Raw genomic sequence first — 14,953 nt, forward strand, 5'->3', positions numbered from 1 at the left:
TCCCCGTGAGCCGGCTCGTCTCGGTTTCTTGTGGGGAGAACGCCATGCCGCTCGTCGATCGCCTCGGAGGCGACCTTCCGCGTGCCCCCGTCACCGTGGAGCTCGACGACATCCAGGCGACGGTGCTGCGCTACCGGCCCGAGCCCTACTACGGCACGCACGTCATGCTCCACGTGGAGGATGCCCAGGCCGGCCGCGAATTCGTGCAGCGGCTGACACCCTATGTCGACTCCGCCGCCGACTGGTGGCAGGCCGGCGACGTCTGGACCTCAATCGCCATCAGCTCCACCGGGCTGGTGACTCTAGGCCTGCCGGAGGATTCTTTCCGGTCCTTCCCCGAAGCATTCCGCGTGGGGATGGCCGCACGCGCCGACAAGCTCCGGGACTACGGACCCAACGACCCGACGAACTGGGAAAGGCCCTTCGGCACCGGGGAGATCCACATCGCGGTCAGCATCTTCAGCGACACGGAAGACAAGTGGCGCCGCGCGATGGAGACCGCGGGCCAGCAGTATCAGGGGTTCTCCGGCGTCACCGTAATGCTGTTGCAGGACTTCGGCGCCCAGCCAGGAGACCTCAATCCGCTGGGCTACAAAGATTCGATCGGCCAGCCGGCCATCGAGGGCTGCGGCGTCGACTCGTTGCCCGGCCAGGGACCACCGATCAAGGCTGGCGAATTCATCCTCGGCTACCCCGGCGAGGCCGGCGTGCCGCTGCCGATGCCCCGCCCGGACGTGCTGGGCCGCAACGGCACCTTCGTCGGGCTGCGCAACTACCAGGCCCGCGTCGGGACGTTCAACCGGTTCCTGCGCGAGCACGCGCAGACCGAGCAGGAGCGGGAACTGCTCGCCGCGAAGCTGGTGGGCCGCTGGCGCAGCGGCGCGCCCTTGACGCTCGCCCCGACGCAGGACGACCCAGCGCTCGGCGCGGACGCGCGCCGGAACAACGACTTCACCTACGCCGCGGATCCGCACGGCCGGCAGGTGCCGCTCGGCTCACACATGCGGCGCATGAACCCGCGCGACACCAAGATGGCCCTACTCGCCGACGTGAACGTTCACCGGATCATCCGGCGCAGCACGACCTACGGGGCACCCTACGACCCTGACGCGACCTCGGAGCAGGACGACGAGGTAGCACGCGGCACCTACTTCATCTTCCTCAGCGCCAAGGCAATGGCCACGATGGAGTTCCTGCAGCAGGAGTGGATCAACAACGGCAACTTCATGGACCTGGGCGACGAACGCGATCCGAACGTCGGGCTGCAGGAGGACGGGGCGACGTTCACCATCCCGCAACATCCGGTGCGGCGTCGCATCCACGGCATCCAGACATTCAACGTGCTGCGCGGCGGCGAATACTTCTTCATGCCCTCCCTGTCCGCCTTGAGATGGATCGGGGAGCTCCGCCAATCCGGCGGCCACGCTGATGAACGAGCCGAACCATCCTGAAAGCCGTCGCGACCCCCTGACGACCGCAAGCTTCACGAACCCCGAGTTGCACCGATCTGGGTCAGGGCGCGCGGACCTGGCCCGCTGAGGACGGGAGGTGCCCGCGGTGGGCGAGGGTACGGCCGGCCCCGATGCCGGGAGCGGCGCTTCTGCTCGTGGCCTGACCATCAACAAGTTAGAGACCGATCCCAGGAGCAGGGCCACGAGCCACCACGACGGGCGGGCGAGCTTGATGCCATCTCTGAGACTTGGCGGACGCCGACAAGCTGCGGATGTGGCCCGCAGGGGCAGCGCGTAATGTGGGCCATACATCCGGACCGCGCCCGCTGGGCGTGAAGTCCCGCGTGCCCCGCACCCATTGCTCTGTAGCTGGGGGTGCGCTCGGACGAGCGGAGGACCTGCGATGGGTACAGTCACGACCGACGACGGCACCACGATCTTCTACAAGGACTGGGGTCCTCGGGATGGGGAGCCGATCGTCTTCCACCACGGGTGGCCGCTGAGCGCCGACGACTGGGACAACCAGATGTTGTTCTTCCTGGCGCAGGACTACCGAGTCATCGCCCACGACCGCCGTGGCCACGGACGCTCCACCCAGACCGCGACCGGCCACGATATGGACACCTACGCCGCGGACGTGACCGCCCTGACCGACGCACTCGACCTGCGGGGCGCCGTGCACATCGGCCACTCCACCGGCGGTGGCGAGGTGGCCCGCTACGTCGCCCGCGCTAAGCCCGGCCGTGTCTCAAAGGCGGTCCTGGTGGGCGCGGTGCCACCGCTGATGCTGAAGACGGAGGCCAACCCGGGCGGTCTGCCGATGGAGGTCTTCGACGGCTTCCGTGAGGGCGTTGCCGGCAACCGGGCTCAGTCGTTCATCGATATTCCCTCGGGGCCGTTCTACGGCTTCAACCGTCCCGGAGCGCAGGTGTCGCAGGGTTTGATCGACAACTGGTGGCGCCAGGGCATGATGGGCGCGGCGAACGCGCACTATGAGTGCGTTGCCGCGTTCTCCGAGACCGACTTCACCGAGGACTTGCAGCAGATCAGGGTGCCCGTCCTCGTCGCGCACGGAACCGACGACCAGGTCGTCCCGTACGACGACTCGGCACCCCTGACGGTCAAGCTCCTGAAGAACGGGACCCTCAAGTCCTACGAGGGCTATCCGCACGGGATGCTGTCGACGCACCCGGAGGTCCTCAACCCGGACATCCTCGCGTTCATCCGTTCCTGACCCCGACGGGCTGGCCTCAGCGTCCGGCCCGTTCCCCGGCGTACCCGTAGCTCGCATGGGGGAGCGCACCTGGTCCGGCGGACGTCCGGCCGTCTCGTTTCCGTCTCATTCAGCGACGGACACCACACGTTCAGGCAGGTCCGGTCCTCACCTCGCAATGAGCGCTTCCCTGACGGATCAGCGCGGTGCGAGAGCTGCTGTGGCCCCGGCCGCCAAGAGCTTGCCGCGCCAGCTCCGCACGCGGGCGGTAGTCACTTCGGCCACCGTTCCGGCCCCGAAGGTCGGGAGAACGCCCCCCGGTTGCGTCCTGGCCATGCGGGCCGCAGTCTGCCGACATGGACTACAGCCCGGAAGCAGGCATGCGGCCCATTCTGGTGACCGGTGCTGCGGGCAGCGTCGGGGCTGTCGGCAGAACCGTGGTCCAGGGTCTGCGGCGCCGGGGTCTCCAGGTCCGTGCTCTGGTGCGCCGTGATGACGACCGTGCCCAGGCGCTGCGCGCGACGGGCGCCGAGGTCGTGGTCGGAGATCTGACGTGTGCTCGTGATGTTGCCGACGCCCTCGACGGCTGCGGTCGGATGTATTTCGGCATGGCCGTGTCAGACCAGTATCTGCTGGCTGCCGTGACCACGGCGGCGGTCGCGCGCGCCTACGGAAGGCTGGAGGTGTTCGTGAACATGTCGCAGCTGACCGTCTCCGAGATGGACGCCACCAGCGGCTCCGAGTCGCACCAGCATCGACAGCAGTGGCTGGTCGAGCAGGTTCTCGACTGGTCAGGCCTGCCCGTGGTCCAGGTCAGGCCCACCGTCTTCATGGAGAACCCGCTCTTCCAGACCGTGTTTTCCTCGATCGCCACGGACGGCGTGATCAGGTGGCCCTTCGGGGAGGCGCGAACCTCCCCGATCGCGGCCGATGACGTTGCCGCGGTTGTCGAGGAGATCTTGGCCGATCCGGCCGGTCACATCGGCCGGAGCTACGAGCTGACCGGCCCCCGATCACAGGACGTTGCCGGCCTGGCCGCGGAGATTTCCGATGCTTTGCACCACACGGTCGACTACACCGCCGTCCCGTTGCAGGAATGGCTGGACAACGATCTCGCAGCGCTGGAACTGCCGGCCCATGTACGTCAGCACATCTCCACCATGGCTCGCCTGCACCTGGACGGCCGCTATGACCGCCAGGCAGAAGGCATGGCAGAGGTCACCGGGCGGTCCGCCGGAGGAGTAGCCGACTTCGTCCGCAAGAACCCCGAGCTGTTCACTCGCTAACGCCGACAGCCGCCCTGAGAAAAGCGAAGGACCCTGGGGGCCCGTAGTGCCATGCCTGCGGCACGACCTTCACCCCGACCGTGGGGTCAGGTGGCAACCCGCGTGCGCCGCCGCCTCAGGCGGGGACGCAGGCCCACCAGCATGGCGGCGATCAGCGCCCACAGCGCGAGGGTGGCCAAGGGTTGCACCGCCTGCGCGCCGTGGAAGTAGCTCAGGTCGGTCACGGCGCGAACGGCCGCACCCGGCGGCAGCAGGGCGGAGACGGCGTGTGCGGCGGAGGGCAGGAGGTCCGGGCCGATGGCCGCTCCGCTGGTGGAATTGCCGACCGTGAGCAGCAAAAGAGTGGCGACGGGCACGCCGACCGGGCCGAGGTAGGTGCCCAGCAGCTTGGTGGTGAACGCGGCTGCCGCGGCAAGCAGGGTCAGGGCGAAGGCCAGCGGCATCACCGGCGCGGGCACCGCCCCGAGGATGGGGCCGGCGATGACGGTGGCGACGATGCCGATGGCCGCAGAGGCGCCGGACAGCAGCCAGAACCGGTGGTGCAGGTGCAGATGGTTCGCGAGACCCAGAACGTTCTGGGCGAGGACGAAGCCGGCCAGTGTGACGCCGAACGCCAGGTAGAAGCCGGCCAGTCCACGCGAGTCGAAACGAGCGAACGGGACGACATCCACCGTGGTCAGGCGCTGGCCCGACCCATGGGCATAGGCGCCGATCAGGCTCTTGACGGCCGTCGTGGTCGACTGCCCGTTGGCTCCGCCGACCTCCAGGCGCAACCGGTCGGAGGCCGCGCGGCCGCTGAGCGCGGCCACGACATCGCGGCGCTCAACCTCAGCGCGCCCGGTGGCGGCGTCGGCGACAGGATGGACATCGACGCTGTCACCAAGGACCTGGCTCATCTCGCCCGAAAGCTCCTGGCCGGCGACAGCCACCGGCACCCGGTGCGGCTGGGGGTTGCGCTGCAGACCGACGTAGCAGCCGATGAAGGCCGCCACGACGACCAGGGCGATCACGGTCGGCTGGAGCCAGAGCCGGACCGGTGGCGCGGTTGCCGAGGAGGAGGTGGCGGTGGTCAGGTCGGCTTCGGCGGCCGGGCCGAGGCGAGTGGCCATGAAGTGTCTCCCGGAAAGGGGGCGCGCCCTGGGACGAGGGGAGGGGGGCACCCACAAATAGATGATGTTAGTAATCTAAACAGCAACCGTACGATAGATGCCGTCCAGCATCCAAAAGGGAGGTGCCCTATGGGTCGCGTCTCACAGGCGCAGGCACAGGCGAACCGCCAGCGGGTCGTGGAACGGGCCTCGCAGCTGTTCCGCGAGCAGGGCACGGGCGTGAGCGTCGCGGATCTGATGAAGGCGGCCGGCCTGACGCACGGCGGCTTCTACAAGCAGTTCGCCTCCAAGGAGGCCCTGATCGACGAGGCGGTCACCCACGCGTTCGGCGAACTGGCCGAGTTCCACGCCACCACACTCGAAGAGCACGAGGGGCACCGTGTCGAGGCCCAGCAGTCCCTGATCGACGGGTACCTGTCCGTCCGGCACCGGGACAACCCCGCCTCGGGCTGCCCCGTCGCCGCGCTCGCCACCGACATGGCCCGGGACAGTGGCGACCACGGAGCGCACCGCGCCTACGCCGAAGGGGTAGAGGACTTCACCCAGTGGCTCGCCACCGACGACGAGGACGGCATCGCCCGGCTGTGCACCATGCTCGGCGCCCTTCTCCTGGCCCGCGCCACCAAGAACTCCCCGCTGTCCGGGCGGGTGCTCTCCGCCGCCCGCGCCGCGCTGTCACCCGCCCCGCAAGACCACGTGTCTGACATCCACTGCTGACATCAACGACGTCGGGCGGGGGTGTACACCAGCGGCTGCGTCCGGGCATCGCATCAGTCGTCGGCAGCACCGGGACTGCGCTCGGATCGAACTCCTAAAGCGGGTGTCGCAGGTTCGAATCCTGCCGGGGGCACTAGGCAAAACGGCCCGGACCGATCGTGGTCCGGGCCGTTTTGGCGGCACCATTTGACGGCAGTCGCCTCTACCTCGCACAGTGCGGCCCCCTTCCCTCAACGATGCTGGTGCACAACCAGCCGCCGAGGGATCGAGCCGAAACCCCTGGTTTCAATCGTCCGCCACTTCAATGCCCCGTACAAGGACGTCGTTACCGTCTCCCGCCGGTTCAAGACCGTCTCTGCCGTCAGCTCAGTGCTCGGGCTGCTCGAAGAACACGGATACGTGCGCCCCCTGCAGACCGAGCGAACCAGTTCCAGGGGGCGCCACCAGGCGGTCACTTACCGAGTTCACCCATCGCTGCTGACATCGCCCTCTGAGTGAACGCCGCAGTGCTTCAGGGGCACGAACCGACGGTCGGGCTCAAGGAGATCACGCAGCGCTGCCTTGCACCGGGCGTCCTGGACGGTCGTCCAGAACGATGGTCGTGACCTCACTGTCATCGGGTCGATTCACCGTGGCGTTCTCGATAGCCAAGTGAGTTCGCGAGTACACCGCGCTTGCCAGGGCCCACGTCACCATGTCGGTATCGGGCCCGTGATCATCGAGAATTTCCCGGGTGGTGACCAGAACCGCGAGCAGGGAGCGACCGGAGACGAACGTCTCGATTCGCCCGTCTTCGAGGTCGGTGACGCGGTCCGGCAGGCGAAAGTGCTGGTGCCGAGAGGTCTGCTCCAGCAGGAATGCCCACGTATCTTTGTGGCAGATCAGTCGGACCGAGGAAATGGCCGCGGCCGTCAGTAGGCCACGAAGGTGCTTACCACGCTCCTCCGCACGCCGGGACTCCCTCAGTTCGATGTCCGATGCCGTTTCGTCGTGTCCGGTTGGCGCCCCCTCATTCGCATCGGCTGACGCCACGTCCGGTTCAGGCACCGGCAACGCCTCTGCAGGTGGGTCGTTCGTTCCCGACTGATCGTCGTGCCTGGCGCTTCCTTCGTCAGCAGGGTCCGCGTCTGTCACCTCGGCCACCTCTTCTTCCCCCCACCTGTGAGGCTCCTCGTTGTCGCTGCTGGCCCCCAAAGGCTGTGGCTCATGCTCTGGAAGCACAATCCGGATCCGGTCATCAGGAGTTACTGGGCGTGGCACACCCAACGTGTGCGCCCATGCTTGCGCAATCTCGCGACGGAGCGCTTCGACCGCAGTGCGGGTGTCGCCGAGATCGCTCAGCATCCGCTCCTGGCGGCGGCGCAACTCCCGGTTCTCTTCGCGCAGTCCGGCCGTGCCCTGCTGGACGTTCTCCAGGATCTTGCGGCGCAGTTGGTCCTGATCTTGATGGAAAGCACCGAGCCCGATGGTCGGATCGTTGAGCGCCTCCCGTATCTCTTCGAGCTCTTTGAAGATCCTCTCTGTGTCCTGTCTCCGCGACACGCAGCCTCCTCGCCGTTGACTGGTCAACGAGCGCATGTCTCCCCATCCGGAAATTGGATGAAGCGACACTTTCAAGCCCCTTGCGCCTAATAACCCAGGGCCGCGAACGTCGGGCCGCTTTCCGATTCAGGCCAGACCGAACTCCTCGGCGTGCGCCTGTCGCGCAGGACCCGCAAGTTTCGTAGGCCGGCGGGCACGGCCCTGGTCATGGCGGGCGGGCGGGGCATAGACGTACACGTCGTGTTCGGTGATGTCGGGGACCAGCCGGTACCGGCTGCCCGGGCCGAACGGCGCAGTGCCGCCCTCGCCGGTAACGCCGGTGAGCAGGTGCAGCTCCGCCCCGTAGCGCGACCAGGTGGCGCACCTCGTTCAGTTGCACGGCGTCGGCGCCGCTGCCCACCCGGCACAGCAGACGCCGCCGCCGGGCGCCTCCTCCAGCATGGCTCGCACGGGCGTGATCCCCGCACCCCAGCGGTCAGCAGGGTGCCGGTCCCGGTCCGGAGCAGCGAGGTGAACGCCCCGTACGGTCCCTCGACGGAGGGGCTGCTACCGACCGAGACGTTCCGCAGGCCGGCGCCTGTTCATCACTTGTTGTGGGATCGCTGGTCGGACGCCGGCCGACGGGGAGGGGCGTGAGCGGGATCAGCATGCCGGGCGGATGGCAGACAGTACGCTGAATCCAGCGGGATCGGGCCCGCAGCACAGTGTCCGGGAGGTGCTTCATGACAGCCGAGATGGTGGCCCCGGCGTGGATGCATGAGCAGATCACGGCGGAGGAGTACGACTCCTGGTCCGAGGAGCAGTGCGCCGGCATCGAGATCGTGGACGGGATGGTCGTCGTGAGCCCGAGTGCGTCCAAGCGGCACAACCGGCTGGCCCGCATTCTGGCCAACGCTCTGGATGCCGCCGCGGGCTCGGAGTGGAACGCCGACACCGACTTTGACGTCCGGCTTCAGGACGTCCCGCTCACCAATCGCCGCCCGGACGTCGTCGTCTACCGCGCGGACACGATCGACATCACCCCCACCCGCCCTGAGCACGTGCTGCTGGTCGCGGAGGTAGTGTCGCCAGGATCGGAGACCACCGACCGGATCGTGAAGGTCGACCAGTACGCCAAGGCAGGCATCGCCTTCTACTGGCGGATCGAACAGGCCGCGACCGGCGTTCCCCTCGTGTACACCTACGTTCTCGACCCCGCGACGAAGACCTACCGGGACGGAGACGTCTTCACCGGCGTCCTCAAGGCAGCGGCGCCCTTCCCGGTGGAGATCGACCTGGGGCAGGTCTGACCTGGCGCTGCTCAGCAGTCGGCAGCGCGTGAGCGATGCGTGAGCGGACGATCCGATACAGGGCGGCATGAGCCGGATCAAGTGGCTCGCCGCACGGTTCTGACCTGGGGAAACAGCACCGCGCGGCAGCGCCGGGCACTCCCCGGCAAGGATCCGATCCCACTCCTAAAGCGGGTATCGAGGCGGGGACTCTGCAAAGGCATTCACTCGGCCGAACGTGACCGCCCATTGGGCCCACACTGTCCTAGGACCGCCTACGTCGACAGAGGAGTGTGCACCTGCAAGCCGACGCGTCGGGGACATCCCGCACCCGCAGGTGCAGCACCGCGACGGAGCAGTCGAGCCCGGCACAGCATCCCCGCGTGGGTTCGTGCCCAAAGCGTGCCCATAAGACCGGACAACCACGGTAAACAGCGGGGCGAAGCCAGCTCTCGAAGCCATGCTGGAGGCGACATATCCGCAGGTCAGAGCCTGCGTAGCCATCCAAGCGCCGTCGCTTCCCAAGCTGAGAGCGCGAGTTCGATTCTCGTCACCCGCTCCACCGAAGGCCCAGGTCAGAGACCCGGGCCTTTTGGCTGTCCGCGGTGATCACTCGCCGCGTGCCAGATGCGTGCCGGATGGTTGATCGTCGGGTTCGGCGGGCTCCGCTTCTGGCACGGCCGCAGCTTTTGCCCTCGCCGTCCCGGGGCCGCCGGTGTGCACTCACGTGGCTGCTGTGGTGGTCGAGACGTCCGGCTGTTGGACGAGCGTGGTGGGCAGGGCGACGTACGCCGTGATGCCCGAGCCCTCTGTGGGGCGCAGCTCGACATGGGCGCCGAGGCGGGTCGCGAGCGCGCCGACAACATGGTGGCCGAGGAACCGGGTGGGCGCAGCGAGCGGGGAGCCGCCCTTGCCGGACAGCAGGGCGTTGGCCTGGGCCATCCGCTGCGCGGTCATTCCGATTCCCCGGTCGACCACGGCGAGGCAGTACTCGCCGCCGTCCCGCCAGCCGTACACCGCGACGGGCTGCTGGGGCGGGCTGAACATGAGTGCGTTCTCCACCAACTCGGCAAGCAGGTGTGAGAGTTCGGCGACACAGTGGCCACGGACGCGGCATTGCTCGATGTCGGTGACGGCGACCCGCTGGTACTGCTCGACCTCGGAGACGGCCGACTGCACCACCTCGGTGACGGTGACCGTGCCGGGCCAGCGGCGAGCCGGGGGCTCCTCGCCGGCGAGGACGAGCAGGGACTCGGCGTTGCGGCGCATGCGCGTCGCCAGATGGTCGAGTTCGAAGAGTTCGGCGAGGGCGTCCGGGTCGAGCTCCTGGTTCTCCAGGGTGGTGATCAGCCCGAGCTGGCGGCTGAGGAGCGCCTGGTTGCGGCGGCCGAGACTGGCCAGGGACTCGGTGCTGTTGCGGCGCAGGACGGCCTGCTCGACGGCGAGGCCCACGGCGGCGCGCTCGACATTGCGCAGTGCGGCGGCCAGCCGGGTGATCTCCCGTGCACCGTTGGGAACTTCGGCCGCCTCGGGCTCCGAGGGCAACGGGGTGTCGGGGTCGGCCTCCTGGATGTACTTGACCACGTCCGGCAGCCTGGTGCCCGCGACTGCGTCGGCCTCGTCGACCAGGGCGCCCAGGGGGCGAGTGATGGAGCGGGCCGAGAACAGCGCGAGCGCGGATGCTACGGCGAGGATCAGCGCGCCCAGTGCCAGGAAGCCGACGAGTTCCCGCGTAGCCGCGTCGCCGACCTGGTCCGCTCGCGCCCGTACGTCGTCACCGACCTGTTTCTGCACGCCGTGCAGATCGTCGACGAGCGTCGTCATGTCGGCCCACCAGCGGCTGGGGTCGACGCCGAGGGACGAGCCGCCGGCGCCCGCCTCGGCCTTGGCTTCGTATCCGGTGACGCGGCGGGCGGCAGCCGTCCCGAAGGCTTGGTCGAGGGATGAGTTCTCGGTGCTGTCGGCAAGTTGGCGGAACTGGCCGAGGGCGGCGACCCGCGTGGCGCGGACATCGGTGAAGTCGAGGTACTCGCCGGAGCGGAACCGCTGTGCCACGAACACGCCGTTCAGGGAGCCGCGTTCGAGGGCTACGGCCTCCGTGGCACGCGCCAGGGCCTGCAGCGCCTGCACGCCGCGCGCGATACGGCGGTCGCCGTCAGGCGCGCCGGCCCCTTCAGCGTCGATCAGAGCGGTGACGGCCCCGGTGTAGAAGCGAAGTGTGGCAGTGCGGTCGGCCGTGCCGGTGTCGACGGCGGTACGGGTTGCGGTGAGGTCGACGAGCGGGAGCTGGGCCTGGCGTAAGGCGAAGGCCGCGGCCTCGGGCAGATCGCCGCTCTCCTTCGAGAGCGCCGCCCTCAAGGACGTACGCGCGGTGTCGGTGCGCGCCCGCTGCCTGCGGACATCATCCCGGTACTGCTCGGCGCCGCTCAACAGGCCGTTGGTGAGACCGCGTTCACGCTGCAGCTCACGGACGAGGTCCTGTTCCCGCAGCAGGATGCCGACCTGGGACTCCGTGGCCCGCGCGGCGGACCAGTCGTGGGCGCGGTCGGCTACGCCCAGCCCGGTCAGAGCGAGGAGCAGACAGGTGGGTACGGCAAGGACGATTGCCATGCGGCCACGGATGGAGCCCCAGCCGGGCATGCGGACGGACTGGTCGGGTCGGCGGATTCGGTTCCCCCTCATGCCCCGCGAGGCTAGAGGCGGCCCGGCAGGTGCCTCGTTTCCCTTTCGTAAGACATCGATTCACAGGTGCTCACCCGACGCACGCAGCAGCTGTGAGAGGCGTCACGGCGATGGATCAGTGGTGCTTGTGGGCTCGGCCGCGTCTTGTAGTCGATGAGTCGAACCGTGCCGGGCTATCAGCGGAGGGCGCACCCCGGCCGTACGGTCCGGTGAACGCCGCTCGGCAGATGCAGGGAATCAGGGGGTGAATCGGAGCCGGTCGTGAGGACCACCCGTCTTCGGGAGCCGGTGCGAACACGGGACTCGCCTCGCCCCTCCCACGCTGCTCCCCGTGCCCCAGGAATCTCCGGGATCCACCTGACCGACGCATCACCGTCGTCTGGACGTCGCCCGAGGCGTCCGCCACCGCGGGACGAGGTCGCGCGCTGCCCCTGCGGAGGTGGCTGTCGGCCACCGGCCGTCGCGCTCTTCGCGGGGGATGTGACCTTTGTTGCCGTACAGGAGTCTCAGGCGCGTTCGCCGTTGTGCCATCCGCTGACGACGGTGGCAGCGGCACATCTGCCGTCGAGGGAGGTCACAGGGCTGTAGGGGGAAGCGCCACGACAGGAAAGCCGCGTCCACGGAGAGTAATATCTGTGCCCGCGAATTGAGGAATAGGTGCAGGGTGCGGCGAGGATTTTTCGACCGCCCGGCGGAGCAGAATTATCGACCACGCAAGGCCGATCGCACCGTGCTACTGTCGAACTCAGTTGCAGGTGTGGTTGCCAGAAGGTTTTTCCGACGGCTGATCATCACGGCGACACGGAATGCGCACAGTGCGCGTTCCTGTACACCGCCTCCGAAGGAGAAACAACATGGCTACGGGCACTGTGAAGTGGTTCAACGCGGAAAAGGGCTTCGGCTTCATCGAGCAGGACGGCGGCGGCCCCGACGTCTTCGCCCACTACTCGAACATCGCCGCCCAGGGTTTCCGCGAGCTGCTGGAAGGCCAGAAGGTCTCGTTCGACATCGCGCAGGGCCAGAAGGGCCCGACGGCCGAGAACATCGTTCCCGCCTGACGCACCGGCACTGACGCATACTTCGCAGCTGGGGCCCGCACCTTGGGGTGCGGGCCCCAGTTCGCTTTATTCCCAGGGCGATTCGTCCTGTCTTTTTCGGCTCGTTCTCGCGATTCTGCGCCGCTCATTCTGCTGCGGAAATTCCTTGATACGTGCCCACATCGAGGAAGGTTCCGCATGAACCGCACACGTACCACTCGCACACGCACCAATCGCACATACGACCGCTTCGGAGGAAAAGCCGCTGCGGGCCGCTCCGGCGTTCCGCACCGCTCCAGTGGTTACGGAAACCGACAGCCCGCGGGGGGCGATTTCGCGCTGCCGAAGACGGTCAGGCCCGCGTTGCCCGCTGTCGAGTCGTTCGCCGGTCTCGCCATGCCGGCGCCTTTGCTGGCCACGCTCGGCCATGAAGGCGTGACCGTACCGTTCCCGATCCAGGCGGCGACCCTGCCGAACTCCCTGGCCGGCCGCGACGTACTCGGTCGCGGCCGCACCGGCTCGGGCAAGACCCTCGCCTTCGGCCTCGCAGTACTGGCCCGTACGGCGGGCCGGCGGGCCGAGCCGCGTCGGCCGCTGGCCCTGATCCTCGTCCCCACCCGTGAGCTGGCCCAGCAGGTCACCGACGCGCTCGCTCCCTACGCCCGCTCCGTGAGCCTGCGGCTCGCCACCGTCGTCGGCGGAATGTCCATCGGCAGGCAGGCCGGTGCGCTGCGGGCCGGCGCGGAGGTGGTCGTCGCGACGCCCGGTCGGCTCAAGGACCTCATCGACCGGGGCGACTGCCGGCTCGCCGACGTCGGCATCACCGTGCTCGACGAGGCCGACCAGATGACCGACATGGGCTTCATGCCCCAGGTCACCGCCCTGCTCGACCAGGTGCGCCCCGAGGGCCAGCGGATGTTGTTCTCGGCCACCCTGGACCGCAACGTCGACCTGCTGGTCCGTGGCTACCTGACCGACCCGGTGGTGCACTCCGTCGACCCGTCGGCCGGTGCCGTCACCACGATGGAGCACCACGTACTCCACGTGCACGACGCGGACAAGCACCGCACGACCACCGAGATCGCGGCCCGGGACGGCCGGGTCATCATGTTCCTGGATACCAAGCACGCCGTGGACCGGCTGACCAAGCACCTGCTGAGCAGCGGTGTCCGCGCCGCGGCCCTGCACGGTGGCCGGTCCCAGCCGCAGCGCACCCGGACCCTGGCACAGTTCAAGGACGGTCACGTCACCGTCCTGGTGGCCACCAACGTCGCGGCCCGCGGCATCCACGTCGACAGCCTCGACCTGGTCGTCAACGTGGACCCGCCCAGCGACCACAAGGACTATCTGCACCGTGGCGGCCGTACGGCCCGCGGCGGGGAGTCCGGCAGCGTCGTCACCCTGGTGACCCCCGGCCAGCGCCGCGGCATGACCCGGCTGATGGCTTCGGCCGGCATCACCCCGCGCATCACCCCGGTCCGCTCGGGCGAGGCGGAGCTGAGCCGCATCACGGGTGCCCAGGCGCCCTCCGGGGTCCCTGTGGTCATCACCGCGCCTGTCGTGGAACGCACCCGCCGCGCGCCTTCGCCGTCCGGGGACCGCCGGGGCCGCACCGGCCAGGGCCGACCCGCCGGCGCGGGGGTGCGCCGCAGGGCACAGCGGCGGCCCGGCAACGACTCGGCTGCTTAGGCCGGCGCAGTCCCCGGAGCCCCATTTGGCCTCCCGGAAGCCACCGTGGTCTCCCGGGGCCGAAGGCCGCCAAGCCGACCAGCCCTTACCGAAGGAGACACCCTTGACGCCAGCGCGGACGCAGTACCGCAGGCCGGACCCCACCCCCGTGTCCGTGGTGAACGACAGCGAAGGGCACGGGCCTCGGGTATGTGACGACATGACCGTCGAGGTGGCTCTGGCCGTCATGGCGAGTGCCCGGGTCGAGTACCTGACCGTGTGCGACGGGGACGACGAGAGCACAGGCCTGGTCACCCGGCTCCGGCTCGCCGTTCTCCGCGACAGTTCCGCGTACACGGACCGGATCCGTCTGCGGGACGTCCTCGACGCACCACTGCCCTCACCCGGCGGCCGCTCGGGCGGCGCCGGTGAGTACGGCCGGGTTCCGGGCGTACCCGCCCTCGCGTGCTGATCCGTCTCGCCCCGGGCGGCCCGTTCTCCTTCTCCCCGCGATTTCTCCCCTGTGAGGCATCATGCGCTGTGTCATCGCCCGGTACCCGTTCGACCTGACCATGACCGGGGTTCTGGCCTCGATGAAGGGCGTCAGGCCCGAGCTCGTCACGGGGGCGTCCGTGACCATCGGCCGCCGCCGCTACCCCGTCAAGCAGGTGGGCCAGGTCATCACGCGACAGGACCCCCGTGACTTCACCGCCGGCGAGGTCGTGCGGGCCATGACACGCCTCGGCTTCACCTGCCACGACCGCCCCGAGGGCGCGCCCGTGGGCGAGGGTGGACCCACGCTCCTCCACACCGCGTCCGCACTGCTCGGCGACACCGGCCCCGTGGCCGTGTGAGGACGGGCGGGAGACCGCCCTCAGGATCCCGGTGGGGGGGGGGGGGGGGGGGGGGGGGGGGGGGGGGGGGGGAAGGGGGGGGGGGGGGGGGGGGGGAGGGGGGGAGAGAGAAAGGAGAAACGGGAG

General features: G+C 68.9%; 12 protein-coding genes. 9 read left to right on the plus strand and 3 right to left on the minus strand.

Features of this window, described 5'->3' with window-relative positions:
- Positions 1 to 5: 5 nt before the first annotated feature.
- From ACZ5CW_RS28880 to ACZ5CW_RS28890, 3 genes are all read left to right on the plus strand, one after another.
- A complete protein-coding gene (locus ACZ5CW_RS28880; protein WP_468606395.1) occupies positions 6 to 1,451 on the plus strand; it encodes a Dyp-type peroxidase in 1,446 nt (481 codons plus the stop codon).
- A gap of 403 nt (positions 1,452 to 1,854) precedes the next feature.
- Positions 1,855 to 2,685 (plus strand): alpha/beta fold hydrolase, encoded by an 831-nt coding sequence (locus tag ACZ5CW_RS28885; RefSeq protein ID WP_468606397.1) that lies wholly within the window; start codon positions 1,855 to 1,857, stop codon positions 2,683 to 2,685.
- 335 nt (positions 2,686 to 3,020) lie between these two features.
- Positions 3,021 to 3,950: an NmrA family NAD(P)-binding protein gene (locus tag ACZ5CW_RS28890; RefSeq protein ID WP_468606399.1), complete on the plus strand. Its 930-nt coding sequence runs from the start codon at positions 3,021 to 3,023 to the stop codon at positions 3,948 to 3,950.
- A gap of 86 nt (positions 3,951 to 4,036) precedes the next feature.
- Here the strand turns inward: ACZ5CW_RS28890 and ACZ5CW_RS28895 are convergent, their stop codons facing one another.
- Entirely contained in the window at positions 4,037 to 5,059 is a 1,023-nt protein-coding gene (locus ACZ5CW_RS28895; protein WP_468606401.1) for a hypothetical protein, read from the minus strand.
- Positions 5,060 to 5,188: 129 nt separating this feature from the next.
- On the opposite strand from ACZ5CW_RS28895, the gene ACZ5CW_RS28900 reads away from it, so the two are divergent.
- Positions 5,189 to 5,776 (plus strand): TetR/AcrR family transcriptional regulator, encoded by a 588-nt coding sequence (locus ACZ5CW_RS28900; protein ID WP_468606403.1) that lies wholly within the window; start codon positions 5,189 to 5,191, stop codon positions 5,774 to 5,776.
- Between the two features lie 546 nt (positions 5,777 to 6,322).
- Here the strand turns inward: ACZ5CW_RS28900 and ACZ5CW_RS28905 are convergent.
- The gene (locus ACZ5CW_RS28905) at positions 6,323 to 7,318 is read right to left on the minus strand and encodes a hypothetical protein (protein ID WP_468606405.1); all 996 of its coding nucleotides are present in this window, start codon (positions 7,316 to 7,318) and stop codon (positions 6,323 to 6,325) included.
- Between the two features lie 722 nt (positions 7,319 to 8,040).
- Here ACZ5CW_RS28905 and ACZ5CW_RS28910 point away from each other — a divergent pair.
- Positions 8,041 to 8,607, plus strand: coding sequence for a Uma2 family endonuclease (locus ACZ5CW_RS28910; protein ID WP_351243598.1), 567 nt, complete (start codon positions 8,041 to 8,043; stop codon positions 8,605 to 8,607).
- Positions 8,608 to 9,309: 702 nt separating this feature from the next.
- Here the strand turns inward: ACZ5CW_RS28910 and ACZ5CW_RS28915 are convergent.
- Positions 9,310 to 11,196, minus strand: a complete 1,887-nt coding sequence (locus ACZ5CW_RS28915) for a sensor histidine kinase (protein WP_468606407.1) — start codon at positions 11,194 to 11,196, stop codon at positions 9,310 to 9,312.
- A 926-nt stretch (positions 11,197 to 12,122) separates the two neighbouring features.
- Between ACZ5CW_RS28915 and ACZ5CW_RS28920 the strand changes: the two genes are divergently transcribed.
- The 4 genes from ACZ5CW_RS28920 to ACZ5CW_RS28935 all read left to right on the plus strand — a co-directional run bounded on the left by ACZ5CW_RS28920 (position 12,123) and on the right by ACZ5CW_RS28935 (position 14,827).
- Positions 12,123 to 12,326 carry a cold-shock protein gene (locus tag ACZ5CW_RS28920; protein ID WP_030342329.1) on the plus strand — a complete coding sequence of 68 codons (204 nt, stop codon included), beginning with the start codon at positions 12,123 to 12,125 and terminating at the stop codon, positions 12,324 to 12,326.
- Between the two features lie 177 nt (positions 12,327 to 12,503).
- The gene (locus ACZ5CW_RS28925; protein WP_468606410.1) at positions 12,504 to 13,994 is read left to right on the plus strand and encodes a DEAD/DEAH box helicase; all 1,491 of its coding nucleotides are present in this window, start codon (positions 12,504 to 12,506) and stop codon (positions 13,992 to 13,994) included.
- A 199-nt stretch (positions 13,995 to 14,193) separates the two neighbouring features.
- Complete coding sequence (locus ACZ5CW_RS28930; protein WP_468606412.1) at positions 14,194 to 14,445, plus strand: CBS domain-containing protein; 252 nt, start codon at positions 14,194 to 14,196, stop codon at positions 14,443 to 14,445.
- Positions 14,446 to 14,506: 61 nt separating this feature from the next.
- On the plus strand, positions 14,507 to 14,827 hold the full coding sequence (locus ACZ5CW_RS28935) for an SCO5918 family protein (RefSeq protein ID WP_468606414.1): 321 nt from the start codon (positions 14,507 to 14,509) through the stop codon (positions 14,825 to 14,827).
- Positions 14,828 to 14,953 lie beyond the last annotated feature (126 nt).

The sequence above is a fragment of the Streptomyces sp. NPDC031379 genome (assembly GCF_055569615.1).

Coding starts and splice junctions, on each gene's coding strand:
- ACZ5CW_RS28885 (WP_468606397.1), top strand. CDS start 1,855: ATGGGTACAGTCACGACCGACGACGGCACCACGATCTTCTACAAGGAC.
- ACZ5CW_RS28890 (WP_468606399.1), top strand. CDS start 3,021: ATGGACTACAGCCCGGAAGCAGGCATGCGGCCCATTCTGGTGACCGGT.
- ACZ5CW_RS28895 (WP_468606401.1), bottom strand. CDS start 5,059: ATGGCCACTCGCCTCGGCCCGGCCGCCGAAGCCGACCTGACCACCGCC.
- ACZ5CW_RS28900 (WP_468606403.1), top strand. CDS start 5,189: ATGGGTCGCGTCTCACAGGCGCAGGCACAGGCGAACCGCCAGCGGGTC.
- ACZ5CW_RS28910 (WP_351243598.1), top strand. CDS start 8,041: ATGACAGCCGAGATGGTGGCCCCGGCGTGGATGCATGAGCAGATCACG.
- ACZ5CW_RS28915 (WP_468606407.1), bottom strand. CDS start 11,196: ATGGCAATCGTCCTTGCCGTACCCACCTGTCTGCTCCTCGCTCTGACC.
- ACZ5CW_RS28920 (WP_030342329.1), top strand. CDS start 12,123: ATGGCTACGGGCACTGTGAAGTGGTTCAACGCGGAAAAGGGCTTCGGC.
- ACZ5CW_RS28925 (WP_468606410.1), top strand. CDS start 12,504: ATGAACCGCACACGTACCACTCGCACACGCACCAATCGCACATACGAC.
- ACZ5CW_RS28930 (WP_468606412.1), top strand. CDS start 14,194: ATGACCGTCGAGGTGGCTCTGGCCGTCATGGCGAGTGCCCGGGTCGAG.
- ACZ5CW_RS28935 (WP_468606414.1), top strand. CDS start 14,507: ATGCGCTGTGTCATCGCCCGGTACCCGTTCGACCTGACCATGACCGGG.